The organism is Nonomuraea sp. CA-143628, assembly GCF_050942315.1.
Lineage (GTDB): Bacteria > Actinomycetota > Actinomycetes > Streptosporangiales > Streptosporangiaceae > Nonomuraea.
In genome coordinates this window covers 7,250,064-7,273,446 of the sequence record NZ_CP192072.1, presented here as the reverse complement: position 1 = coordinate 7,273,446, position 23,383 = coordinate 7,250,064, and the positions used below count along the sequence as shown (strand labels likewise).

The window sequence follows — 23,383 nt, the reverse complement described above, 5'->3', positions numbered from 1 at the left end:
TTGACCGTCGGCAAGCAAGGTTTCTAGCCTATTCTATGCTTGCCGGTCGGCCGGTAAGCAAGGACGTCCAGTGGGGGTGTGTATGGCGGAAACGGTCGCACGACGGCGTGAAGTCATGGTGGTCCTGCCCGGGCTGATGCTCGCGATGCTCCTCGCCATGCTCGACAACATGATCATGGGTACGGCGATGCCGCGCATCGTCGGCGAACTCGGGGGACTGACCCATCTGTCATGGGTCGTCACAGCCTACGTTCTCGGTACGACGGTCTCCACCCCCATCTGGGGAAAGATCGGCGACCTGTACGGCCGTAAGACCATCTTCATGATCTCGATCGTGATCTTCATGATCGGCTCCATGCTCTGCGGGATGGCGGGCTCCTCCCTGCTCGGCGGCCCTGACGGCGGCATGGCCGAGCTGATCGGGTTCCGCGCGCTGCAGGGTCTGGGCGCCGGCGGCCTCGTGGTCAACGTGATGGCCATCATCGGCGACCTGGTGCCGCCCCGCGAGCGCGGCCAGTACCAGGGCATCATGGCGGGCGTCATGTCGCTGGCCATGATCGCCGGCCCGCTGGTGGGCGGCTTCATCACCGACAACCTCGACTGGCGCTGGGCCTTCTACGTGAACCTGCCGGTCGGCGCCATCGCCCTGGTCGTCCTGGCGCTGCGGTTGAAGCTCCCCAAGCTGCACAACCGGGTGCGGATCGACTGGCTGGGCGCGATCCTGCTGTCCGTCAGCATCACCGCGATGGTCCTGATCACCACCTGGGGCGGCAACCAGTACGGCTGGGGCTCCTGGCAGATCCTCACCCTGGTCGCGGTCGCCGTGGTCACGCTGGCGGTGTTCATCTTCGCCGAGGGCAGGGCGGCCGAGCCGATCATGCCGCTCCAGCTGTTCCGCAACCGCAACTTCGCCCTGATCTCGGGCATCGGGTTCCTGCTCGGCTTCGCCATGTTCGGCGCCATCAACTTCCTGCCGCTGTTCCAGCAGACGGTTCAGGGCGCCTCGGCCACCAACTCGGGCCTGCTGCTGCTGCCGATGATGGCCTCGGCCATGGTGGTGTCGCTGTTCGTCGGCCGGGCCATCACCGCCACGGGCAAGTACAAGATCTACCCGGTGCTCGGCGGCGTCGGCATGGCCGTGGCCATGTGGCTGCTGTCGACCATGGACGTCGCCACGCCCAGCTGGCGCACGGGCGTCTATATCGCCGTCCTCGGCCTCGGCATGGGCTTCCTCATGCAGACCACGATGCTCATCGCGCAGAACAGCGTCGAGCAGAAGGACCTCGGCGTCTCCAGCAGCGCCGCCACGTTCTTCCGCTCGATCGGCGGCTCGTTCGGCGTCTCGATGTTCGGCGCCATCTTCAACAACCACCTCCTGTCCGAGCTGACCGGCCGGTTCGGCCCGCAGGCGGCGGACAAGATCGCCAAGGGCGGCGGCCGGCTGGACCCGGCGGCGCTCGGCCAGATGCCGCCGCAGATGCGCACCGGCCTGCTGGAGTCACTCGCCGCGTCGATCTCCGGCGTCTTCTGGTGGGCCATCCTGTTCGCCGTGGCCGTGCCGGTGCTGGCGCTCTTCATCAAGGAGATCCCCCTGCGCGGGGGCCCGTCGGCCGACGCCTCCCAGCACGAGGTGGTCAGCCCGGCGGCAGGCTGAACAGCTTGTCGAGCCCGGTCATCCGCATCAGGTTACGCAGATAGGGCGTCAGCGCCACCACGCGCAACTCGGCGTCGGCGCCCTCGACCTGCCGCTGGAGGCGTACGAGAGCGGCCAGACCGGAGGAGTCGATGAAGGCCAGCTCCGACAGATCGAGGTCGAGCCGGCGATAACCGGTGTCGAACGTCAGCCCCGCCAGCTCGGCGGCGGTGTCGAAGTCGAGGTCGCCGCTGAGCGCCAGCCGGATCGTCGTTTCGTCCAGCGTGGCGACATCGATGCGCAACGGCGTCTTGTCGAGCACCGTCTCAGCTTATCCACCGCGCGGATAATGGGAGGCGTGGGGCGCCCGGGTTCGGGAAAATCGCCGCTATGAAGCCCTCTGGTGCCCATCGGTTCAGCCGTCCAAGCGCGGCGGACGCCCCCGCCATCCACGAGCTCGTCGCGGCCTGCGACCTGGCCGTCATCGGCGTTCCCGACGCCACCTTGGCCGACATCGCCGACGAGCTGGCCGAGCCGGACTTCAACCTCGACACCGACGGCTGGCTCGTCCACGACGCCGACGGCACGCTGGTCGGCTGGGCCTGGGCGGGCGCCAAGGGCGACAGCGACATGCTCGACATCGAGGTCCTCGTGCGTCCCGGCGTCGAGGGGCTCGCCGACGAGCTCTGGCGCCTCGTCCTCGACCGCGCCGGGGAGCTGGCGCTGGAGCGGGGCCACGACGCCGCCACGGTCGACATCGGCATCTACCGGGCCGACACCGCCAGGCAGGCGCTCGCCAAGGAGCGCGGCTTCGAGCCCGGCACCAGCTTCCACCGCATGCGCGTCGACCACGAGGGGCCGGTCGAGCCGCCCGCCCCGATCCCCGGGCTGACCCTCCACAACGGGGAGACCGACGCCGTCCGCAGGGAGGCGCACCAGATCTACCAGGAGGCGTTCGCCGACCACTTCGGCTTCGTCAAGAACGACTACGACCACTGGCTCGAACGCAGGCAGGCGCAGAGCATCACCGACTGGACCCAGCTCACCGTCGCCAGGATCGACGGGCGGCCGGCGGCGGTGGTGATCGGCAACAACCAGTTCGTGCCGGACGAGGACTGCGGCTACGTCGCCACGCTGGCCGTCCTGCCCGAGCACCGGGGGAAGGGGCTGGGCCGCTTCCTGCTGCGGCACGCCTTCGCCGCCGACGCGGCGCGCGGGAGGCGGGGGACGCTGCTGCATGTGGACTCCAACAACACCTCGCCCGCGCTCGACCTGTACCTGTCGGCGGGCATGCGACCGGTCCTGGTGATCGACGTCTGGCGCCGCCTGATCCGCCCCACCCGAGCCTCCTGACGGTCGGCTCTCACGGGTGGTGCTTCTTTCGGTCTAGCGTACGAACGTACTAGTTCGTACATTTGATGGGACTGGAGGAGAGTGAGAGCGGATGAGCTCCTATCTGATCGGCCTGATCGGCGCCGGGATCGGCCCGTCGTTCAGCCCCGCGCTGCACGAGCGCGAAGCCGACGCGCACGGCGTGCGTTATGTCTACCGACTGCTCGACATCGGCGAGCTGGGACTGGGGGCGGACGCCGTGGGAGAGCTGGTCCGTACGGCGCGGCGGCTCGGGTACGACGGCCTCAACATCACCCACCCGTGCAAGCAGACCGTGATCCCCTTCCTGGACGAGCTGTCCCCGGACGCGGCCATGCTCGGCGCGGTCAACACCGTCGTGTTCGAGGGGCGGCGGGCCGTGGGGCACAACACCGACTGGGCCGGGTTCGCGGAGTCGTTCGCCCGGGGACTGCCCGACGCGCCGACCCGGCGGGTGGTGCAGCTGGGCGCGGGCGGGGCGGGCGCGGCGGTGGCGCACGCCCTGCTGACCCTCGGTGCCGATCAGGTCGTGCTGGTCGACGCCGCCGAAAGCCGGGCGGCCTCGCTCGCCGCAGACCTCGCCGGCCGGTTCGGGCCGGACCGGATCCGCACCGCGGCCACGGCCGAGCTGGGCGGGCTGCTCGCGACGGCCGACGGGCTGGTGCACGCGACCCCCACCGGGATGGCGCAGCACCCCGGGCTGCCGCTCCCCGCCGAGCTGCTGCGGCCGGAGCTGTGGGTGGCCGACATCGTCTACCGGCCCCTGGAGACCGAGCTGCTGCGCAGGGCCAGGGCGCTCGGCTGCCGGACCATGCACGGCGGCGGCATGGTGGTCTTCCAGGCCGCGCACGCCTTCCGCCTGTTCACGGGCCGCGAGCCCGACGCCGAACGGATGCTCACCCACCTCACCGACCTGATCGACGCCTGACCGGGAGGTCCCCTCATGCGCAAGTCCATCGCCACCGTCTCGGTCAGCGGGACGCTGGCGGAGAAGCTGACCGCCATCTCCGCCGCGGGCTTCGACGGCGTGGAGATCTTCGAGAACGACCTGCTCGTCTCCCCGCTGAGCCCGGAGGAGGTGCAGGCACGGGCCAGGGATCTGGGTCTCGGCATCGACCTGTACCAGCCGTTCCGCGACTTCGAGGCGGTGCCCGGCGACGTGCTGGCCCGCAACCTGCGCCGGGCCGAGCGCAAGTTCGAGCTGATGGAACGCCTCGGCGCCACCACGCTGCTGGTCTGCTCCAGCGTGTCGCCCGACGCGGCCGACGACGACCAGCTGGCCGCCGAGCAGCTGAGCCTGCTCGCCGAACGCGCCGCCGGGCACGGCATCAGGATCGCCTACGAGGCGCTGGCCTGGGGCAGGCACGTCAACGAATACCTGCACGCCTGGCGGATCGTCCGCATGGCCGGCCACCCGAACCTCGGCACCTGCCTCGACAGCTTCCACATCCTGTCGCGCGGCTCCGACCCGATCGGCATCGAGGCGATCCCGGGCGACCGGGTGTTCTTCCTCCAGCTGGCCGACGCGCCGCTGCTGGCGATGGACGTGCTGCAGTGGAGCAGGCACTACCGGTGCTTCCCTGGCCAGGGCACCTTCGACCTGGCGGGACTGGTGAGCCACGTGCTGGACGCCGGGTACGCGGGGCCGCTGTCGCTGGAGGTGTTCAACGACGGCTTCCGGCAGGCCGACGCCGGCCGGACGGCCTTGGACGCCATGCGGTCGCTCATCGCCCTGGAGGAGGCCACCGCCCTGCGACGCGCCGCGACCCCGCCGATCCCGTCCCCGGCCAGCACGGCTCCCGTCCGACTGGCACCGGTCGTCCCGTCCCCGGTCATCCCGTCCGGCTTCGCGTTCGCCGAGCTCTCCGTCCCTCCCGCCGACCTGTCTGGAGCGGGGGAGTCGCGTGGGGGGCAATCCGGTCATGCGTACGAGCTGGGCGGGCTGCTGGCGGCGCTCGGGTTCGTCCGCACCGGGACGCATGCCCACAAACCGGTCGAACTCTGGGAGCAGGGAGAGGCCCGGATCCTGCTCAACGCCACCGGCGAAGGACCCGCGCTCGCGGCGATCGGGCTGGAGAGCCCGGACCCCGCTGGTTCCGTGCGGCGCGCCGAGTCGCTGCTGTCCCCGGTCCTGCCCCGCCACCGCGCCCCTAGGGACGCCAGGCTGGACGCGATCGCCGCACCGGACGGGACCGAGCTCTTCTTCTGCCGAACCGGACATCCCGACCATTCCACCTGGACCGACGACTTCGAGCCCCGCGCGGCGGGTGAACCTGCCGCTGGGGGCATCACGCACATCGACCACGTGGCGCTCACCCAGCCCAGGCACCACTTCGACGAGGCCGCGCTGTTCTACCGCACCGTCCTCGGCCTGCGTCCCCAGGAGAGCCTGGAGGTCCCCGATCCCTACGGCCTGCTCCGCAGCAAGGCGATGTCCACGGCGGATGGCGCCGTACGGATGGTGCTCAACATCAACCAGGTCGGCGCCCAGCACATCCCCTGGCAGCACATCGCCCTGGCCTGCGGCGACATCGTGGCCACCGCCCGCAGGCTGCGCGCCGTACACCCTGACCTGCTGCTCGCCGTCCCCGCCAACTACTACGACGACCTCGCCGCCCGGTACGACGTGCCCCCCGAGCTGCGGGAGCTCGGCCTGCTGTACGACAGGGACGAGCACGGGGAGTTCCTCCACCTGTACACGATCACGGCCGGGCGGGTGTTCTTCGAGCTCGTCCAGCGCGTCGGCGGCTATCAGGGGTACGGCGCCGCCAACGCGCCCGTCCGCCTGGCCGCCCAGCACGCCCGGGATGGCGGCCACGCACGGCAAGGCGCGGCACGGGAAGGCCACGGGCGGGAAGGCGCCGCACGGGAAGGACACGCCTCGCAAGGACAGCCGTCATCTAGGATTAACGCGACCCCCGTCGGCCCGACCGTGGAGCCCCATGACCTCGCAGCCACTCGCTCGCGCCGCCGGTGAACGTCAGCGTGACGCCGACCGGACCAAGGCGGAGATCCTTCAGGTCGCGCAGCGGGAGTTCGCGCGGCACGGGTACGCCGGCGCCAGGGTGGACGAGATCGCCGAGCGGACGCGCACCACCAAGCGCATGATCTACTACTATTTCGGCGGCAAGGAGCAGCTCTACATCGCGGTCCTGGAGAAGGCGTACACCGAGGTGCGGGCCGCCGAGCGGACCGTCGACGTGGCGCACCTGGCGCCGGTGGAGGCCATCCGCACGCTGGCGGAGCTGACGTTCGACCACCACGACGCGCACCGCGACTTCATCAAACTGGTCGGCATCGAGAACATCCACGAGGCCGAGCACATCCGCAAGTCCGAGGTGCTGGCCAACCTGGGCGCGCCCGTGCTCGACATCATCTCCCGCATCCTCGACGCGGGACAGGAGTCCGGCGACTTCGTCACCGAGGCCGATGCCATAGACGTGCACATGATGATCAGCGCGTTCTGCTTCTTCCGGGTCGCCAACCAGCACACGTTCGGGGCGCTGTTCGGCCGCGACATGACCGCGCCGGAGCACCGCGCCAGGCTGCGCACGATGGTCGGCGAGCTGACCGTCGCCTACCTGCGTGGCGCCGGCGCTCCGGCGTAGCGTCAGCGCCTCGCGCAGTGTGTCGACGCCCCGTGTAGTGCCGCCCACCTGCGGCCGGACGGCCGCACCCGATCTCGGCCGCTCGGGAGACGGTTCGTTCACACCCTTGTAATGTACGAACCAGTGAGTTAGTTTCGGGGCTATTCTCACCCGGGAGGAGCCCCGTGACCGACATCCCCACTCCCCAGGGAAAGCCGCGCAAGGCCGCGATCGCCGCCTGGATCGGCAGCGCCCTGGAGTACTACGACTTCTTCATCTACGGCACCGCCGCCGCCCTGGTCTTCGGCAAGGTCTTCTTCCCTTCGTCCGCCCCGGGCACCGGAACGCTGCTGGCCCTGGCCACGTTCGGCGTCGGCTACCTGGCCAGGCCCGTCGGCGCGTTCGTGCTCGGGCACGTGGGGGACAAGTTCGGGCGCAAGAAGGTGCTGGTCTCCACGCTGGTGCTGATGGGGCTGTCGACGTTCCTGGTCGGCTGCCTGCCCACCTACGACCAGGTTGGGGTGCTGGCCCCGGTGCTGCTGGTGGTGCTGCGGCTGCTGCAGGGCTTCTCCGTCTCGGGTGAGCAGGCGGGCGCGAACTCCATGACCCTCGAACACGCCCCGGAGGGCCGCCGCGCCTACTACACCAGCTTCACGCTCAACGGCACGCAGGCCGGGCAGATCATCGCGACCGCGATCTTCCTGCCGATCGCGGCGCTGCCCGAGGAGCAGCTGCTGAGCTGGGGCTGGCGGGTGCCGTTCTGGCTGAGCATCGTGGTGGCGGCCGTCGGGTTCGTGATCCGCCGCACGCTGGAGGAGACGCCCGCCTTCGAGCGGGAGGTCGCCGAGAACGGCGTCGCCAAGTTGCCGCTGGTCGTGCTGTTCCGCGAGCACGGGACGGACGTCCTGCGGGTGATCGTGGCCGCGGTGATCGCGTCGGTGAGCACGATCTTCACCGTGCACGCGCTGTCGTACGCGGTCAACACGATGGGGCTGGAACGCGCACCGATGCTGTGGGTCGGCGTGCTGGCCAATGTCGCGGCGGTGATCACGATCCCGCTGTGGGGGAAGTTGTCGGACCGGGTGGGGCGCAAGCCGGTGTTCATCGGCGGCTCGCTGGGGTGCGCGGTGCTGATCTCCGCCTACCTCTGGGCGATCTCGGCCGGCGGCTATCCGCTGATCTTCGTGGCGGGGATCCTGATGTTCGGTGTCGTGCACAGCGCGACCAGCGGGGTCTGGCCCTCGTTCTACGGGGAGATGTTCAGCACCCGGGTACGGCTGTCCGGGATGGCGATCGGCACGCAGATCGGGTTCGCCATCGCCGGGTTCGCGCCCACGCTCGCCACGGCCGTGGCGGGGACGGGCCGGGACAGCTGGCTGGGCGTCTCACTGCTCACCGCGGCGCTGTGCCTGATCAACGTGGCCGCCGTGGCCACGGCGCGGGAGACGTACCGGATCCCCACCGACCAGCTCGGCGTCAAGCCCGCCACCCCCGCACCGACCGCGACGGCGCGCGCGACGTGAGCGAGGAGTTCCGTGTCTACGCCATCCAGTACGCGCGGCGCGACGCCCTGCGCGGTGAGCACTTCCACGGTCACGACGGGCGGGCGGGCGAACCGCACCCGACGGCCTACTACACCTGGCTGGCCGTCTCCGACCGGCACACCGTCGTCATCGACACCGGCATCAGCCGCGCCCGCGCCGCCGGGATCGACGGCCTCGACTACCTGGCCGCACCCGCCGAGACGATGGCCGAGCTGGGCGTGGACGCCGACGCGGTCGGCCACGTGGTGCTCACCCACCTGCACTACGACCACACCGGTACGGCCCGCGACTTCGGCGCCGCCCGGTACGTCCTGCAGCGCGCCGAGCTCGACTACTGGACCGGCCCTTGGTCCCGGCGCGTCGCCAGGGAGCGCTGGCTGATGGACGAGGACGACGTGGCGCGGCTGCGGGCGGCGGAGAAGGAAGGCCGGATGGACCTGCTCGACGGCGACGCCGAGGTGGTCCCCGGGCTGAGTGTCCACCTGGTCGGCGGGCACACGGCGGGCATGCAGGTGGTACGGGTCCGGACCGCGCGCGGCCACGTGGTGATCGCCTCGGACGCGAGCCACTTCTTCGAGAACATCGAGGACGACCGGCCGTTCCCGATCCTGCACAGCATGACCGGCATGTACGGGGCCTTCGACCGGATCAACGAGCTCGCCGAGGGTCCGCATCTGGTGGTGCCCGGCCACGACCCCGAGGTACTCACCCGCTTCCCGCCGCTCACCGGGCCCCTGAGCGGCCGGGTCGCCGTGATCGCCCCATAGCACCCTGCGGGAGCACCGGCGGAGGACCTGCGGGAGCGCGGGCGGGCAGCGGCGGCAGGACCGGAAGGGCTCACAGGCCGAGGTAGATGCGCCGGACCTGGGGGTCGACCCGTAGGGCGGCCGAGGTGCCGGTGGCCGCGATCTCCCCGTTCTCCATGACCAGGCAGGCGGAGGTGACATCGAAGGTGAGCTTGGCGTTCTGCTCGACCAGCAGGATGCTCAGCCCGTCGGCGTTCAGCCTCTTCAGCCCGGTCACGATCTCCTCGACCAGGATCGGCGACAGCCCCATAGAGGGCTCGTCGAGCAGCATCACCCGGGGGCGGCACATGAGCGCGCGGCCGATCGCCAGCATCTGCTGCTGACCCCCGGACAGCGCCCCCGCCAGGCGGTGCCGCATCTCGCCGAGCACCGGGAACAGGTCGTAGACCTCGCCGATCGGCGTCCGCTTCCAGTTGCCGGTGTAGGCGCCCAGCAGCAGGTTCTTCTCCACGGAGAGTCCCGGGAACACGTGCCGCCCCTCGGGGACGTACCCGATGCCGTGGCGGACCAGGGTGTGCGCGGGCGCTCGCAGCAGGTCGTGCGCGCCGAAGGCGATGCGCCGGGCCTGCCGGGGCGCCAGGCCCATGACGGCCTTGAGCGTGGAGGTCTTGCCCGCCCCGTTGGCGCCGATGATGCCCAGCGACTGGCCGGGCTCCACCGTGAAACTCACGTCGCGGGCGGCCCGCACCCCGCCGTAGTGCACCGACAGTCCTTCGACGATCAGCGTGCTCATCTGGTGGCCTCCTCGGCAGCGGACCCGGCATCAGAGTCGGCATCGGACTCCGCGGCGGAGCCAGTGCCGGACTCGGCGGCGGACTCCGCGGCGGTCCGGGACGGTGCGGACATCGAATCGCCCAGGTAGGCCGCGACCACGTCCGGCTGGACGGCGACGTCCGCGGGCGCGCCGTCGGCGATGACCTTTCCGCCGGACAGCACGGTGACCCGGTCGCACAGCGACATGACCAGGCCCATGTTGTGCTCGATCACCACGACCGTCACGCCGGAGTCCCTGATCGAGCGGACGATCTCGGCGAGCTGCCGTACCTCCTCGCCGTTGAGCCCGGCCGCCGGCTCGTCGAGCAGCAGCAGCGCGGGCGCCATCGCCATCGCGCGGGCCATCTCGATCCGCCGCTGGATCCCGTACGGCAGCGCGCGCGGCGCGGCTTCGGCGAAGTCCCGCAGCCCGAACCGGTCGATCAGCTCATCGGCCCGCATCCGCAGCGCCCGCTCGAACCCGAGCACGCTCCAGGGGAGCGCGAGGTAACGCCAGACCCAGCGCGTGCGCGTGCGATCCAGGCCGACCAGGATGTTCTCCCGTACGGTGAGGTCGCCGAACAGCCGCAGGTTCTGGAACGTGCGGGCCACCCCCAGCTGCGACAGCCGGTACGGAGCCGCGCCGGTGACCTCCCGCCCTCGGAACAGCACCCGGCCGGACGTCGGCGTGTAGAAGCCGCTCACGACGTTGAACAGCGTCGTCTTGCCCGACCCGTTCGGCCCGACGACGCCGCGAATCTCGCCGGCCGTGATCGTGAGCGACACCTGGTCGAGCGCGGTCAGCCCTTTGAACCGCATGGTCACGCCGCCGACCTCCAGCAGGCCCACGCCCGCGTCCGCGCCCACTCGGTCATCGGTCCGGTCGTGCGCTTGCCCGTCCGCCCGGCCGTCGCCCAAGCCATCCGCGCGGTCGTACGGCTGGAAGGCGCCCAGTGCGGCTCTCGCCCCGGCGGCCCGGCGGCGCCGGAGCCGGGCGGGCAGTCCGGCCAGCCCGGTGGGGGCGAAGACCACCACGAGGACGACCACGCTGCCATAGCCAAGCTGGGCGTAGGCGGACACATCCAGCAGCGCCTCCCGAACCAGCGACAGCGCCACCGCCCCGACGACGCAGCCGAAAATGCTCCGCCGGCCGCCGATGATCACCATGGCCAGCAGGAGGAACATGTTGGCGATGCTGAACGTCTCCGGCGCCACGAAGCGGATGAGCCCGGCGTACAGCACCCCGGCGATCCCGCCGTACAGGCCGGACAGCACGAAGGCGGTCATGCGCAGCAGCGGGATCTCCGCGCCGAGCGCGCCGGCGGCCAGGTCGTCGTCGCGCATGGCGCGCAGCCGCCGCCCGAGCGGCGAGTGGGTCACGAACAGCGCGAACGCCAGCGCGAGCGCGAACACCACCAGCTCGACGTAGTAGAAGAGGTACTCACTGGACAGGTCCACCCCGAACAGCGGCGGCACCGGGATGTCGCTGATGCCCTCGGCCCGCCCGGCAATGGTCGCGTTGGTGATCCAGTTGACGAAGGCCAGCGCCAGCCCGAGCGTGACGATGCCCAGATAGTGCGACTGCATCCGCAGCGCGGGCAGGCCCACCAGCAGCCCGACGAGGACGGCGGCCAGCAGGGCCAGCGTGGCGGCGGTCCAGAAGCCGAGCCCGGCCCGGGTGGTGAGGATGGCGACGGCGTAGGCGCCGACGCCGAAGAAGGCGATCTGCGCCAGGTTGATCTGCCCGGCCACGCCCATGGCCAGCCCGAGGCCGATGCCGAGGACCGCGAAGATGATCGCCACGTCGACGACGTGGATGGCGTAGCCGCCCAGCCCGTACGGCAGCAGCCAGGCCGCCACGGCGGCGGTGATGAGGGGGATCAGCCGTTTCACGCTCGGTTCACCGTCGTCTCTCCGAAGATGCCGGTGGGGCGGACCATCACGATCGCGGCGAAGACCAGGAACGTCACCAGCTCCGAGTACTCCTGGAAATGGCCGGCCGCGAAGGAGTCGAGCAGCCCGAACGCCATGCCGCCGGCGATCGCGCCCCGCATGCTGCCGAAGCCGCCGAAGATCGCGGCGGCGAAGCCCTTGATGCCCAGTGAGCCGCCCATCGTGGGGTTGACGTAGAGCATCGGCCCGATGAGGCCGCCGGCCAGCGCCGCCAGGCCCGCGCCGATGGCGAAGGCCATGGCGTTGCTGCGGCCGACGTGGATGCCGACGGCGGTGGCCGCCTCGTGGTCCATCGCGACCGCCTGCATGGCCGCGCCGCGCTTGGTGCGCTGCAGGAACAGCCCCAGCAGGACCGTGGCCGCCGCCGCCACGGCGATGACCAGCAGGCTGTAGGTCGGGATCTTGATCCCGGCGACGTCCAGCGGCGCGGTCGCCACCGGCGACGGCACGGCGTGGCCGGTCGCGCCGAACACGCGGATCGCCCCGGCCTCCAGCACGGTGCCGAAGCCGATCGTGCCGATCAGCATGAGGTCGAAGTCCTTGTTCTCCAGCGGGCGCAGCACCCGCTCGATGACCAGGCCGATCAGCGCGGTCACCGCGATGGCCACCGCGACCGCGACGGGGAAGGGCAGCTTGGCGAACATGTACAGGTTGGAGGCGGCGTAGGCGCCGATCATCACCACGTTGCCGTGGGCGAAGTTCACCAGGCCCATGGTGCGGTAGACGATCGAGAAGCCCATGGCGACCAGCGCGTACACCGCGCCGAACGTGACGCCGCCGATGAGGGTCTGCAGAAAGACCTGCACGGTACTCCTAGCCGGCCGACTCGGCGACGATCTTCCCGGCCTTGATGAGGCCGATCTGGGTCGCGTGGATGCCCACCCCGGAATCGTCGTAGGCGAAGTCGCCGAGCAGGCCGTCGTGCTTGACCGCGCGGATCGCGTCGGCGAGCGGCCGGCCGCCGGCGCCCTTGGTCTGCTTGAGCGCCTCGATGAGGATCTTGGCTCCGTCGTAGGCCTTGGCGCCGTGCAGTTCGGCGGCCTCGCCGAAGGCGGCCTGGTAGGCGGCCGAGAAGGTCTTGCTCGCCGGGTTCGCGTCGTTGCTGAGGTAGGGCGAGCTGATGACCGAGCCCTCGGCGTTGTCCGCGCCCGCGGTGGTCACGTACACGTCGGTGCCCATGGGGGCGCCGCCCGCCAGGACCGCCTTCAGCCCCAGTTCGCGGGCCTGCTTGGCGATCAGCCCGGACTCGACCTCCTCGGCGCCGACGAACAGCACGTCGGGGTTCTTCTGCCGGATGGCGGTGAGGGAGGCGCTGAAGTCCTTCTGGTCGGGGGTGACGGCCTCGTCGGCGATGGGCGTGATGTTCCTGGTCTTGAGCGCGGCCAGGAACGCGTCGTGCTCGCCCGCGCCGTACGTGCCGTTGTTGCTGATCAGCGCGATCTTCTTGTAGCCCTTGTCGTCGACCAGGTGCTTGGCCAAGGTCTCGTCGTAGGTCACGCTGGTCGGCGCGTTGAGGAACAGGAACGGGCTCTTGAGCGCGGCGAGCTTGGGCGACTGTCCCGAGGTGATGTTCGGGATCCCGGCGTCCTTGAGGATGGGCGCCATGGCCAGGGTGACGGCGCTCTCGGCGGTGCCGAGCATGGCGACGTAGCCCTCACCGGCGATCTTCCTGGCCAGGTTCGTGCCGACCGTGGGGTCGCCCTGGTCGTCGAACAGGTCGAGCTGGATCTGCCGCCCGTTGACGCCGCCGGCCTTGTTGGCCTCGTCGACGGCCAGTTTGACGCCCTTGTTCTCCCATTTGCCGAGCGAGCTGAGCTGGCCGCTCTGGGCGTTGATGTTGGCGACCTTGATGGGTCCGGTGGCGTCGGCCTGCTTGCCGGACTGCTGTCCCGGGGCGGAGCAGGCGGTCAGTGTGACGATGACCGCTACGGCGGCGATGGGGAATCTCGCGGGAAACACGGTTCACCTCGTTTGGGGGGAGTTCGACATGGCCGTGTAATGCACGAACTAGTACGTTAGTTATACGGCCGGGTGTGACCAGAGGAAATATCGAACGCGCAACGGTTTCAGGCGGGGAAGACGCCCTGGTAGATGTCCTTGATGTTCCAGTGCCCGGGGGTCGGGACCGGCTCGTTGACCATCGGCACGTCGATCACCGCGGGCCGCCGGTCCGCCACCGCCTCGCGCAGCGCCGTATGGAGATCGCCGGGCGCGGCGACCGTGTGCCCGTCGGCCCCGCAGGCCCGCGCCAGGGCGGCGAAGTCCGGGCTGTAGGGCCGTCCGGCGGGATCGGTGAAGTCGCAGCCGTGGCTGCGGCCGAAGTGGGCGGACTGCAGGTCGGAGATCGTGCCGTGCGACCGGTTGTTCATGACCACGAAGATCACCGGCGCGCCCAGCTCGACGGCCAGCGGCACGGCGGGCAGCTGGGCGCCCATGCCGCCGTCGCCGATCAGCGCGACCACGGTCCTGTCCGGCGCGGCGAGCTGCGCGCCGACGGCGGCGGCGGGGCCGAAGCCCATGGTGGACGCGCCGCCGGGGGTGATGAACCGGCCCTCGGAGGGCAGTTCGTAGCACTGCGCCACGCCGTTCTTGTTCCATCCGACGTCGGTGACCAGGATCGTGTCCGGGGGGACGGAGTCGCGCAGGTCGGCCAGGATGCGCTCGGGCCGCAGCGGGAAGTCGTCACCGCGCCCGCGTTCCCTGCTCGCGCCGAACAGCTCCGACCTGGCCGCGTGGATCCGCTCCCGCAGCGCGGGACGGCTCACCCCCGGGTGCGCCGCGGCCGCCGCGGCGATCGCCCTGATCGACAGCGCGGCGTCGGCGACCGCGCCGATCTCCGCCGGGTAGTTGCGGCCGATCTCGGCCGGGTCGAGGTCGATCTGGAGCAGCCGGCCCTTGCCGCCGAGCGTCCAGGTGAAGCGGGGGTCCCAGGAGCTCGAGTCGGTCTCGGCGAAGCGGGTGCCCAGCGCCAGCACCACGTCGGCCTCCCGGGCGTAGTCGTTGGTGAGCTCCAGCCCCCAGAACCCGGTCATGCCGAGGACCAGGGGGTGCGCGTCCGGCACGGCCCCCTTGGCCATCAGCGAGTGGGCGATCGGGATGTCGAGGTGCTCGGCCAGGCGGAGCAGCCCGTCGGCGGCGTCGCGCAGGCCGCCGCCCGCGTAGATCAGCGGCCGCTCGGCCCCGGCGAGCGCCGCCGCGATCCGCTCGGCCACGTCCGCCGACAGGCCGGGCGGCTCGGCGGCACTGATGGGCGGGTACGGCTCGGCCGGCCTGGAGAAGACATCCATGGGCACGTTGACCAGCACCGCGCCCGGCCGGCCCGTCGTCGCCGTCCAGAAGGCGCGCTCCACGGCCCGGCCGAGATCCTGGGCGCGGTGCACGTTCCACGCCCGCTTGACGAACGGCCTGAAGACGGCCGCCTGGTCGGCGTCGGCGTGCAGGTTGATCTCCTGGTGCGGGTGCCGCCCGTGGTAGTAGGAGGGGACGTCGCCGGAGATCACCACCAGCGGCACCGAGTCGAGCGCCGCGGTCAGCACCCCGGTGGTGGCGTTGGTCAGGCCGGGGCCGACGTGGACGAGCAGCACGCCGGGTTTGCCCGACACGCGGGCGTAGCCGTCGGCGGCGTGCGCGGCGGCCTGCTCGTGCCGGGCGATGACGAAGCGGATCCGGCTGTCGGCGAGCGCGTCCAGCACGGCGATGTTGGTGTGGCCGCAGGTGCCGAAGACGTGCGTGACGCCGAGGTCCTCCAACTGCGCGACGAGCGCGTGCGCGGCGGTGGCGGTCATTCTTCTCCCCAGATGGTCAGGCCCCGCAGCAGGAGGGTCTTGGTCACGGTGAAGTCCTCGATCATCCAGCGCGGCGACTCGCGGCCGATGCCGGAGTCCTTGACGCCGCCGAAGGGGACGTGGTCGAGGCGGAAGTTCGACGACCCGTTGACCACCAGCCCGCCGACCTCCAGCTCCCGCCACGCCCGGACGATCCGCCGCACGTCATGCGTGAACAGTCCGGCCTGGAGGCCGTACCGGCTGCTGTTGCACGCCTCGATGACCTCGTCGAAGCCGTCGTAGGGCAGCACGGCGACGAGCGCGCCGAAGACCTCCTCGCGGACCAGCCGGGCATCGGCGGGCGGCGCCGCGACCACGGTCGGCTCCATGACCGCCCCCGACCGGGCGCCGCCGGTCGTGATCGCGGCGCCCTGGCCGGCCGCCTCGCCGGCCCAGCGGACCACCCGCTCGGCGGCGTCGTCGTCCACCATCGAGCCGACGTCGGTGGCCGGATCCAGCGGATCGCCGACGACCAGGGACTTCACCTCGGCGGTCAGCGCGGCCACGAACTCCTCGAACCTGCCGCGCTGGACGTAGACCCGCTGCACCGAGATGCAGCTCTGGCCCGAGTTGCTGTAGCCGGTGCGCGCGCAGACCCGCGCCGCTTCGGCCACGTCGGCGTCCTCGCACACGATCGTGGCGGCGTTGCCGCCGAGCTCCAGCAGCACCCGCTTGGGCCCGGCGGCGCGCGCGACGGCGGCGCCGGCGCTCACGCCGCCGGTGAAGCTGACCACCGCGATCTCGGGCGCGGCGCACAGCCGCGCGCCCACGTCGGCGCCGCCGTGCAGCACTTGTACGGCCTCGACCGGCATCCCGGCGTCGAGCAGGATCCGCACCAGCTCCGTCGAGACCGCGGGCGCCTGCGGCGGCGGCTTGACGATCGTGGTGTTGCCCGCGGCGAAGGAGGCCCCGAGCTTGTGCGCCAGCAGGTTCGCCGGGGCGTTGAACGGGGTGATCGCCAGCACGGGACCGGCGGGAGCGCGGCAGGTCAGCGCGGTGTTGCCCACGCCGCGTGCCCAGCCGGCCACCGGCAGCACCTCCCCGCCCAGCGCCCTGGCCTCGGCCGCCGAGACCGACAGCGTGTCGGCCACCCGCAGCACCTCGCCGCGCCCGTCCTTGACCGGCTTGCCGAGCTCGACGGCCAGCAGCCGGGCCAGCTCCTCGCCGCGGGCCGTGACCTCGGCCGCGGCGCGCTCGAGGATCGCGGCCCTGGTCGCCGGGGCCAGCCGCGCCACCGCCTTGGCGGCCGGCCCGGCGTAGGCCAGGGCCCGCGTGATGTCGTCGGGGGTCGCCGTACGGGCCCGGCTGACCGTCCGGCGCAGGTAGGGGCCGGTCCGCTCGGCCGCCGGGCCGTCTGTCAGCCACGTCCCGGCGACCAGACAGCCCGCTTGGTAGATCGCATCCATCTCGACTCCACTAGGTGGTGCATCAGAACCGCACTGTGGACTTGCTCAAAGTATGAGGACATCTCAGTCCGCGCAAGAGGAACCGCGTAGTGGAACGTCTGGACCGTATAATGGACCGAGTGTTAGCGTACGGACCGCATGAGAGGGTGAGCAGGAGTTCACCTTCGACCGACAAGTGAGGACCCGTGCCCGCGAACTTCCCGGCAGAATCCGGCGAGGCCGGTGGCGTGCGCAGCGTTCAGCGAGCGTTCGACATCCTGTCCCTGCTCGGCGAGGACCGGCGGATCCTGACGATCCGCGAGGTCGTCGACGAGACCGGCCTGGCGAAGACGACGGCGCTGCGCCTGCTGCAGACCCTTGAGCACATGGGCCTGCTGTGGGCCACGCCCAAGGGCTACACCGCAGGGCCCGCCCTGTGGCGGTGGGCGCACCTGGCCCGTAGCGCGTGGGAGCTGCCGCCGGAGACCGTCAAGCTCATGCGCGACCTGGCGGCCCGGCAGCGGGAGACCGTCAACCTCTACGTCGCCAGGGACGTCCACCGGATCTGCATCGCCCAGCAGGAGAGCCCGCAGCCGCTGCGCCACGTGGTGCGGGTCGGCGACGAGCTGCCCATGTGGGCGGGCGCCTCCTCGAAGGTCCTGCTCAGGGACGCGCCGGCGCGCCTCCTGTCGCGGATCGCCCGCTCCTCTCCGTACGGCGAGGCGCACCTGGAGACGCTGCGGCAGTGGATCGACCAGGCGGCGGGCGACGGCCACGCGGTCAGCCACGGCGAGCGCGAGCCCGGCCTGTCGGCCGTCGCGGTGCCCGTCACCGGCGCCACGAAGGCGATCGTGGCGGCGCTCACCCTCAGCGGGCCGACCGTGCGCTTCACGGACGAGCGCGTGGCGGAGTTCGTCGCGGACCTGAGCGAGGTGGCGGAGCGGATGTCGGAGCGCGGGTTCGACCACCCACTGACTTGACCGATGGGGAGAGCGTGAATGCATTTGCCACTGGACGGGGTCAAGGTCGTCGATCTGACCAGCGTGCTCGCCGGACCCTATTGCAGCTACCAGCTGATGCTGTTCGGCGCCGAGGTCGTCAAGGTCGAGCTGCCCGGCAGCGGCGACCTGGCCAGGCGCCTCGGCCCTGACGACGAGCTCAACCGGGACCGGATCGGCGCCTCCTTCCTGGCCCAGAACGCGGGCAAGAAGTCCGTGGAGCTCGACCTGAAGAGCCCGGCGGGGCGGGTGGCCTTCGAGGCGATGGTCACCGGCGCCGACGTCCTGCTGGAGAACTTCCGGGCCGGCGTGCTGGCCAGGCTCGGCTACGACCGCGACCGGCTGCGCGAGCTCAACCCGCGGCTGGTCTACTGCGCGATCTCCGGCTTCGGGCAGAGCGGCCCGATGAGCGGGGCCCCCGCCTACGACCAGATCATCCAGGGCCTGTCGGGCATGATGAGCGTCACCGGCACCCCCGACACGGTGCCGATGCGCGTCGGCTTCCCGGTCTGCGACACGATCGGCGGGCTGATGGCCGCCATGGCGATCTGCGCCGCGCTCGCCGGGCGGCACCGCACCGGCCGCGGCAGCTTCCTCGACCTGTCCATGCTGGAGGCCTCGATCTCGGCCATGGGCTGGACCGTGTCCAACTACCTGGTCAGCGGTGTCGAACCGGAGCCGATGGGTGACCAGAACGCCACCGCCGCGCCGTCCGGCACGTTCGAGACCGCCGACGGGCCGCTCAACATCGCCGCCAACCAGCAGACGCAGTTCGAGACGCTCTGCCGCCTGATCGGCCGCCCCGAACTGCCGGCCGACCCGCGCTTCGCCCTCCCCGAGGGGCGCAAGGCTCACCGGAAGGCGTTGAACGCCGAGCTCAACGCCGCGCTGCGGGCCAGGACCGCGCTGGAGTGGGAGGAGGTGCTGTCCGGTCACGGCGTGCCCGCGGCCCGCATCCTCACCGTCCCGCAGGCGCTGGCACTCGACCAGTTGCGCCATCGCGGCTTCCTCACCGAGCTGAGCTTCCCCGACGGGACCGATCGCCGCCTGACGGTGACCGGCAACGGCGTGCTCGTGGACGACGAACCGCTGCGTCCCCCGGCCTCCCCGCCGCGGCTCGGCGCGCACAACGAGGAGTACGCCCATGAGTGAGGCGGCCGACTGGTGGGGCACCGCCGTCTCCAGGATCGAGCCCGACGTCATCGAGCTGCGCGGCCGGCCGGTCCAGGAGCTGATCGGCCGGGTGGGGTTCGCGGAGATGGTCTGGCTCATGCTCCGCGGCGACCTGCCCGACCCGCGACGGGCGGCGCTGCTGGAGGCCGCGCTCGTCTCCTCGGTCGACCACGGCCCGCACGCGCCGTCCATCGCCGTCGCGCGGATGGCGATCACCTGCGGCGTCGGGCTGAACAATGCCGTCGCCACCGGCGTCAACCTGCTGGGCGACGTCCACGGCGGGGCGGGGGAGCAGTGCGTGGAGCTGCTGGAGGAGGCGCTGGCCTGCGGCGACACCGCGGCCACGGTGGCCCGGTGGCGGGCCCGCGACAAATACCTGCCCGGGTTCGGGCACCGCTTCCACTCCCGCGACCCGCGCCGTGATCCGCTGCTCGGGCTCGTGGAGGACGCCGTGGCGGACGGCGTCGTGCCGGGCGGCCACCTGCGGGCGGCCAAGGAGGTCGAGGCGCTGATCAGCCCGGTTCCGATGAACATCGACGGCGCGACCGCCGTCGTCTACGCCGAGCTCGGCTTCCCCGCGCCGCTGGCCAGAGGGCTGTTCGTGCTCGGCCGCAGCGTCGGCATCCTGGCGCACGCCTGGGAGGAGTCGGGGCAGGGGCGGCGCAACAAGGGCCCCCTGCCCCCCTCGATCCGGCCGACCTACCTTGGTCAGCACAGTCCCGGTCAGTAGACGACGATCTTCCCGGTGTTCTGCGGGAAGATCGCGTCGTTGTAGAAGTACTCGCCGGGCGTGGCGAACGTGTGGGTGAACGACTGCCCCGGCATCAGCACGCCCGTGTCGAACTCGTACTCGAAGAACGACACGGCGGCGTGCGCGAAGGCGTTGTCCGCCGGATTGACGAACGTGACGGTCGTCCCCTTGGGGACCCGCAGGTGCTGCGGCGACATGGCGTTCTGGGCGACGGTGTTCTCGGCCGGGCCCGGACCCTGGTTCGCTGTGTCCCAGACGCGGCCCAGGGTGACCGTCGTGCCGGCGACGGCGGCGGCCCTGACGTCGTTGCGCTTCTTGGGCGGGACCGGGGCCGCCGCGGGTGCCACCTTGCCGCCGAGCTTGAACGCCCACAGGTGGTCGCCACGCGGGATGTCCGGGTACGGCAGCCCGTTTCCGCCCGCCAGGACCGCGATGTACTGCTCGCCGTCGATCTCGTAGCTGATCGGGCTGGTGTGCACCCCGGCGCCGCACTGGAAGCTCCAAAGGATCTTCCCGTCGGTGTCGTCCATCGCGTGCAGTACCCCGTCGGGGCCGCCCTGGAACATGACCCGCCCGGCCGTGGTGAGAATGCCGTTGCCGTGCGCCAGCGACCATTCCCGGTCGAGGGTCCACACCGGCTTGTTGGTACGGGGATCGACAGCCGCGATGCCCCCGGCGAAGTACTCGCCCAGCGGGCGCGAGGTGTTGACCCGGCCGTCGCGGCTGTTGGAGAAGCCGGAGTTGATCAGCCCGTACCCGACGTAGATCCAGCCCGTGTGGGGGCTGAACGACAGGTGCGCCCAGTCGGCTCCGCCGCCCGCGCCGGGGAAGATGATGGTCGCCCGGTCCCAGTGCGGCGTGTAGAGGCCGCCCCAGGCGTAGAACGGCACCGGCCGGGTCGCCTTGCCGAACTCCGGCGCCTGGGTGATGAACGGCGCGCCGCCGGGGAACGGCTGCGTCGGCGCGGTCTTCTGACGTAAGTCCTGGGGCACGGGCCGCTCCGTGACCCCGTGGACCGGCTCACCCGTGGCCCGGTCGAGGAAGTAGAACATCCCGGCCTTGCTGCCGTAGACCACGACCTTGCGCACGCCGCGGCCGATCCGTACGTCCACCAGCACCGGCGCCATGACGTTGTCCAGGTCCCAGATGTCGTGGTGCACCGACTGGAAGTGCCACTCGCGCTTGCCCGTCTTGGCGTCGATGGCCACGATCGAGTTGGCGAACAGGTTGTCGCCGCCCCTGCCCGAACCGTCCAGCCGGGGATAGGAGCCACCGAAGGTCCAGTAGACCAGCCCGAGGTCCGGGTCGATCGCGGGATGGATCCACGGCACCGCGCCGCCGGTCTTCCAGGACTCGCCCTCCCAGGTGTCGTTGCCGAACTGGCCCTCGCCGGGACACGCCCAGAACGTCCACGCCACCTCGCCGGTGGCCGCCTTCAGGGCGTAGGCGCGGCCACGGGCGCCGCCGGTGCTGCCCTGCATGCCGACGTAGATCAGGCCGTCCCAGTAGACGACCGCGCCGGCCAGGGTGCCGGTCAGGCCGCCGCACTGCCCGTTCTGGGGATCGCAGCCGCCGGTGTCGCCGCCGCCCTCGTCCTCGGTGATGAGCTGTCGCTGCCACACCACCTTGCCGGTGTCCTTGGCCAGGGCGTACACGATGTTGGCGCCGGAGGTGGAGAAGACCAGGCCCTCGCCGAGCGCGACCCCGCGCATGTTGGTCTGCTTGGTGCCGAGGTTCGTCTTCCACTTCAGCGCCCCTGTCCTGCCGTCCACGGCGAAGACGTTCTGCTGCGTCGTCTGGACGTACAGGATGCCGTTCTCCGCGACGCAGGTGCTCTGCTGGGGCGCGGCGGTGCTGCCGCCCTCCAGGTTGACGTGCCAGGCGCCGCCGAGGCGGTCCAGGTTGCGCGCGGTGATCTTCTTGAGCGGCGAGTGGTTGTGGTTGCCGAGGTTGCCGCAGACCTTGGGGAAGTCCTTGCCCGCGCTACCCAGGGCGGCGGACTGCTGTTCCGGAGCCGGAGCCGGTGCGTCCGTAGGAGCGGGTACGGCCAGCGCCGCGGCCGCGCCGATGAGGAAGTTGCGTCGTTCCACTGGCACCACGCCTTCTTGCGGTCCACTAGATGGACCTATAGATCCGCTTAACGGACGCACAATAAGCCGGTACCGCGGTGAAGACAAGACCTTGCCGGGCTTCGGTGCGCTGGCTACGCTGTGGAACGATCGATCCACCTGGTGGACTTCGGAGGTGCCCGTGAGACCCTCTACGCTCGTGACCGCCGCCCTTCTGCTGGCGGTCGCCCTGCCCGCCTCAGCCGCCTCCAACGATCCCGCGCCCGCCGGCGGCGTGTGCCGGGGCACCGACGCCCGCTGCTACCACGACTGGGGCAACTTCGACCCGGCCAAGGGCTACCGCCTGCTCGTCTACACGCGCACGGCCGGCCCGCGCCACGCCCACCTGGGCACCGTGCTCGGGCCGGGGCTCAACCCGCCGCTCAACGACGACAACGTGGCCGTGAAGGCCGTGCTCAAGCTGGGCCAGGACAACGGCTTCGCGGTCGACTACACCGAGGACGTCACCCAGCTCGCCTCGGCGCAGAGCCTGCTGAAGTACAACGCGGTGATGTTCCTGAGCACGACCAGGGACGCGCTCGACGACGCGGCGCAGACCGCGCTGCGCCAGTACGTCAGGGCGGGCGGCGGCTTCGTCGGCGTGCACAACGCCTTCGGCACCGAGTACAACTGGCCCTGGTACGAAGGGCTGCTCGGCGAGACCAACTTCTACGACCACGGCCCCGACCAGCCCGCCACCGTGCGCACGGTCGACCGGCGCGATGCCTCCACCGCCGGGCTGCCGCCGGCCTGGACGTTCAGCGACGAGTGGTACAACCTGGTCCCGGCCCCCACCCGCGTCCGCGTCCTGGCCCAGGTCGACGAGAGCACCATGCTGAAGGGCACCCGCGGCAACCTCGGCCATCCCGGGCACGGCAGGGACCACCCGGTCTCCTGGTGCCAGTACTACGACGGCGGCAGGTCGTGGGTCACCACGCTCGGCCACGAGGTGCAGGCGTGGACCGGCGACCAGCGCTTCCTCGGCCACCTGACCGGCGGCCTGCGCTCGGCGATGGGCATGGCGCCCTTCTGCCGCTGATCACCCCTTGACCATGTGGTGCAGGCCGCGCATCGCCAGCACGTAGCCGTGCACGCCGAACCCCACCACGATGCTCCGCGCGACCGGCGAGATGTAGGAGTGGTGCCGGAACGGCTCGCGGGCGTGCACGTTGGAGATGTGCAGCTCCACCACCGGCAGCTCCACGCCCTCGATGGCGTCGTGCAGGGCCACCGAGGTGTGCGTGTAGGCGCCGGGATTGAACACCGCGCCCACGCACCGCCCGGCCTTGACCTCGGCCCCGGCCTCGTGGATCCAGTCGATCAGCTGCCCCTCGTGGTTCGACTGCCGGAAGCGGAGGTCGAGGCCGAGCCCGGCGGCCTCCTGGCGGCACATCTCCTCGACGTCGGCCAGCGTCGTCGTGCCGTACACCTCCGGCTTGCGGGTGCCGAGCAGGTTGAGGTTGGGGCCGTTGAGAACGTACACGGATGTCACACATG

At 71.2% G+C, this 23,383-nt stretch carries 20 protein-coding genes; 11 read left to right on the top strand and 9 right to left on the bottom strand.

What is annotated here, in order from left to right; all coding sequences use genetic code 11:
* The first annotated feature begins 82 nt into the window (after nt 1-82).
* Entirely contained in the window at nt 83-1,654 is a 1,572-nt protein-coding gene (locus ACQP2T_RS33390; protein ID WP_433508865.1) for an MDR family MFS transporter, read from the top strand.
* Here the strand turns inward: ACQP2T_RS33390 and ACQP2T_RS33385 are convergent.
* Nucleotides 1,635-1,955: an STAS domain-containing protein gene (locus ACQP2T_RS33385; RefSeq protein WP_433508864.1), complete on the bottom strand. Its 321-nt coding sequence runs from the start codon at nt 1,953-1,955 to the stop codon at nt 1,635-1,637. The two genes, ACQP2T_RS33390 and ACQP2T_RS33385, sit on opposite strands and share 20 nt — an antisense overlap.
* 68 nt (nt 1,956-2,023) lie before the next feature.
* Between ACQP2T_RS33385 and ACQP2T_RS33380 the strand changes: the two genes are divergently transcribed.
* From ACQP2T_RS33380 to ACQP2T_RS33355, 6 genes are all read left to right on the top strand, one after another.
* Complete coding sequence (locus tag ACQP2T_RS33380; protein WP_433508863.1) at nt 2,024-2,986, top strand: GNAT family N-acetyltransferase; 963 nt, start codon at nt 2,024-2,026, stop codon at nt 2,984-2,986.
* A gap of 91 nt (nt 2,987-3,077) precedes the next feature.
* On the top strand, nt 3,078-3,932 hold the full coding sequence (locus ACQP2T_RS33375; RefSeq protein WP_357953136.1) for a shikimate dehydrogenase: 855 nt from the start codon (nt 3,078-3,080) through the stop codon (nt 3,930-3,932).
* A 15-nt stretch (nt 3,933-3,947) separates the two neighbouring features.
* Nucleotides 3,948-5,981, top strand: a complete 2,034-nt coding sequence (locus tag ACQP2T_RS33370; RefSeq protein WP_433508862.1) for a bifunctional sugar phosphate isomerase/epimerase/4-hydroxyphenylpyruvate dioxygenase family protein — start codon at nt 3,948-3,950, stop codon at nt 5,979-5,981.
* The gene (locus ACQP2T_RS33365; RefSeq protein ID WP_357953133.1) at nt 5,947-6,612 is read left to right on the top strand and encodes a TetR/AcrR family transcriptional regulator; all 666 of its coding nucleotides are present in this window, start codon (nt 5,947-5,949) and stop codon (nt 6,610-6,612) included. Before ACQP2T_RS33370 ends, ACQP2T_RS33365 begins: the two co-directional genes overlap by 35 nt.
* 164 nt (nt 6,613-6,776) lie before the next feature.
* Complete coding sequence (locus ACQP2T_RS33360) at nt 6,777-8,114, top strand: MFS transporter (RefSeq protein ID WP_433508861.1); 1,338 nt, start codon at nt 6,777-6,779, stop codon at nt 8,112-8,114.
* Nucleotides 8,111-8,902, top strand: coding sequence for an N-acyl homoserine lactonase family protein (locus ACQP2T_RS33355; RefSeq protein WP_433508860.1), 792 nt, complete (start codon nt 8,111-8,113; stop codon nt 8,900-8,902). Before ACQP2T_RS33360 ends, ACQP2T_RS33355 begins: the two co-directional genes overlap by 4 nt.
* Before the next feature lie 70 nt (nt 8,903-8,972).
* On the opposite strand, the gene ACQP2T_RS33350 is transcribed toward ACQP2T_RS33355, so the two are convergent.
* The 6 genes from ACQP2T_RS33350 to ACQP2T_RS33325 all read right to left on the bottom strand — a co-directional run bounded on the left by ACQP2T_RS33350 (nt 8,973) and on the right by ACQP2T_RS33325 (nt 16,877).
* Nucleotides 8,973-9,674 (bottom strand): ABC transporter ATP-binding protein, encoded by a 702-nt coding sequence (locus ACQP2T_RS33350; RefSeq protein ID WP_358542884.1) that lies wholly within the window; start codon nt 9,672-9,674, stop codon nt 8,973-8,975.
* On the bottom strand, nt 9,671-11,587 hold the full coding sequence (locus ACQP2T_RS33345) for a branched-chain amino acid ABC transporter ATP-binding protein/permease (RefSeq protein WP_433508859.1): 1,917 nt from the start codon (nt 11,585-11,587) through the stop codon (nt 9,671-9,673). Before ACQP2T_RS33345 ends, ACQP2T_RS33350 begins: the two co-directional genes overlap by 4 nt.
* Nucleotides 11,584-12,453 (bottom strand): branched-chain amino acid ABC transporter permease, encoded by an 870-nt coding sequence (locus tag ACQP2T_RS33340; RefSeq protein WP_225292901.1) that lies wholly within the window; start codon nt 12,451-12,453, stop codon nt 11,584-11,586. The genes ACQP2T_RS33345 and ACQP2T_RS33340 overlap by 4 nt, the downstream gene beginning before the upstream one ends.
* A 7-nt stretch (nt 12,454-12,460) precedes the next feature.
* The gene (locus tag ACQP2T_RS33335) at nt 12,461-13,606 is read right to left on the bottom strand and encodes an ABC transporter substrate-binding protein (protein ID WP_433508858.1); all 1,146 of its coding nucleotides are present in this window, start codon (nt 13,604-13,606) and stop codon (nt 12,461-12,463) included.
* 107 nt (nt 13,607-13,713) lie between these two features.
* The gene (locus ACQP2T_RS33330; RefSeq protein ID WP_433508857.1) at nt 13,714-15,432 is read right to left on the bottom strand and encodes a thiamine pyrophosphate-binding protein; all 1,719 of its coding nucleotides are present in this window, start codon (nt 15,430-15,432) and stop codon (nt 13,714-13,716) included.
* Entirely contained in the window at nt 15,429-16,877 is a 1,449-nt protein-coding gene (locus ACQP2T_RS33325) for an aldehyde dehydrogenase family protein (RefSeq protein ID WP_433508856.1), read from the bottom strand. The genes ACQP2T_RS33330 and ACQP2T_RS33325 overlap by 4 nt, the downstream gene beginning before the upstream one ends.
* Nucleotides 16,878-17,062: 185 nt before the next feature.
* Between ACQP2T_RS33325 and ACQP2T_RS33320 the strand changes: the two genes are divergently transcribed.
* From ACQP2T_RS33320 to ACQP2T_RS33310, 3 genes are read left to right on the top strand one after another with little or no spacing between them, the layout of a single operon-like run.
* Nucleotides 17,063-17,836, top strand: coding sequence for an IclR family transcriptional regulator (locus tag ACQP2T_RS33320; protein ID WP_433508855.1), 774 nt, complete (start codon nt 17,063-17,065; stop codon nt 17,834-17,836).
* A gap of 18 nt (nt 17,837-17,854) precedes the next feature.
* On the top strand, nt 17,855-19,006 hold the full coding sequence (locus ACQP2T_RS33315; protein WP_433508854.1) for a CaiB/BaiF CoA transferase family protein: 1,152 nt from the start codon (nt 17,855-17,857) through the stop codon (nt 19,004-19,006).
* Nucleotides 18,999-19,757: a citryl-CoA lyase gene (locus ACQP2T_RS33310; RefSeq protein ID WP_433508853.1), complete on the top strand. Its 759-nt coding sequence runs from the start codon at nt 18,999-19,001 to the stop codon at nt 19,755-19,757. The genes ACQP2T_RS33315 and ACQP2T_RS33310 overlap by 8 nt, the downstream gene beginning before the upstream one ends.
* On the opposite strand, the gene ACQP2T_RS33305 is transcribed toward ACQP2T_RS33310, so the two are convergent.
* The gene (locus ACQP2T_RS33305; RefSeq protein ID WP_433508852.1) at nt 19,751-21,874 is read right to left on the bottom strand and encodes a PQQ-binding-like beta-propeller repeat protein; all 2,124 of its coding nucleotides are present in this window, start codon (nt 21,872-21,874) and stop codon (nt 19,751-19,753) included. The two genes, ACQP2T_RS33310 and ACQP2T_RS33305, sit on opposite strands and share 7 nt — an antisense overlap.
* 172 nt (nt 21,875-22,046) lie before the next feature.
* On the opposite strand from ACQP2T_RS33305, the gene ACQP2T_RS33300 reads away from it, so the two are divergent.
* Entirely contained in the window at nt 22,047-22,925 is an 879-nt protein-coding gene (locus ACQP2T_RS33300; protein ID WP_433508851.1) for a ThuA domain-containing protein, read from the top strand.
* Here ACQP2T_RS33300 and aroQ read toward each other — a convergent pair whose 3' ends face one another.
* Nucleotides 22,926-23,378 (bottom strand): type II 3-dehydroquinate dehydratase, encoded by a 453-nt coding sequence (gene aroQ / locus ACQP2T_RS33295; RefSeq protein WP_433508850.1) that lies wholly within the window; start codon nt 23,376-23,378, stop codon nt 22,926-22,928.
* Between the last annotated feature and the right edge of the window lie 5 nt (nt 23,379-23,383).

Excerpts from the sequence above, each read along its gene's own strand:
- ACQP2T_RS33375 (WP_357953136.1), top strand. The coding sequence starts at position 3,078 with ATGAGCTCCTATCTGATCGGCCTGATCGGCGCCGGGATCGGCCCGTCG.
- ACQP2T_RS33370 (WP_433508862.1), top strand. The coding sequence starts at position 3,948 with ATGCGCAAGTCCATCGCCACCGTCTCGGTCAGCGGGACGCTGGCGGAG.
- ACQP2T_RS33390 (WP_433508865.1), top strand. The coding sequence starts at position 83 with ATGGCGGAAACGGTCGCACGACGGCGTGAAGTCATGGTGGTCCTGCCC.
- ACQP2T_RS33330 (WP_433508857.1), bottom strand. The coding sequence starts at position 15,432 with ATGACCGCCACCGCCGCGCACGCGCTCGTCGCGCAGTTGGAGGACCTC.
- ACQP2T_RS33325 (WP_433508856.1), bottom strand. The coding sequence starts at position 16,877 with ATGGATGCGATCTACCAAGCGGGCTGTCTGGTCGCCGGGACGTGGCTG.
- ACQP2T_RS33315 (WP_433508854.1), top strand. The coding sequence starts at position 17,855 with ATGCATTTGCCACTGGACGGGGTCAAGGTCGTCGATCTGACCAGCGTG.
- ACQP2T_RS33365 (WP_357953133.1), top strand. The coding sequence starts at position 5,947 with ATGACCTCGCAGCCACTCGCTCGCGCCGCCGGTGAACGTCAGCGTGAC.
- ACQP2T_RS33310 (WP_433508853.1), top strand. The coding sequence starts at position 18,999 with ATGAGTGAGGCGGCCGACTGGTGGGGCACCGCCGTCTCCAGGATCGAG.
- ACQP2T_RS33350 (WP_358542884.1), bottom strand. The coding sequence starts at position 9,674 with ATGAGCACGCTGATCGTCGAAGGACTGTCGGTGCACTACGGCGGGGTG.
- ACQP2T_RS33380 (WP_433508863.1), top strand. The coding sequence starts at position 2,024 with ATGAAGCCCTCTGGTGCCCATCGGTTCAGCCGTCCAAGCGCGGCGGAC.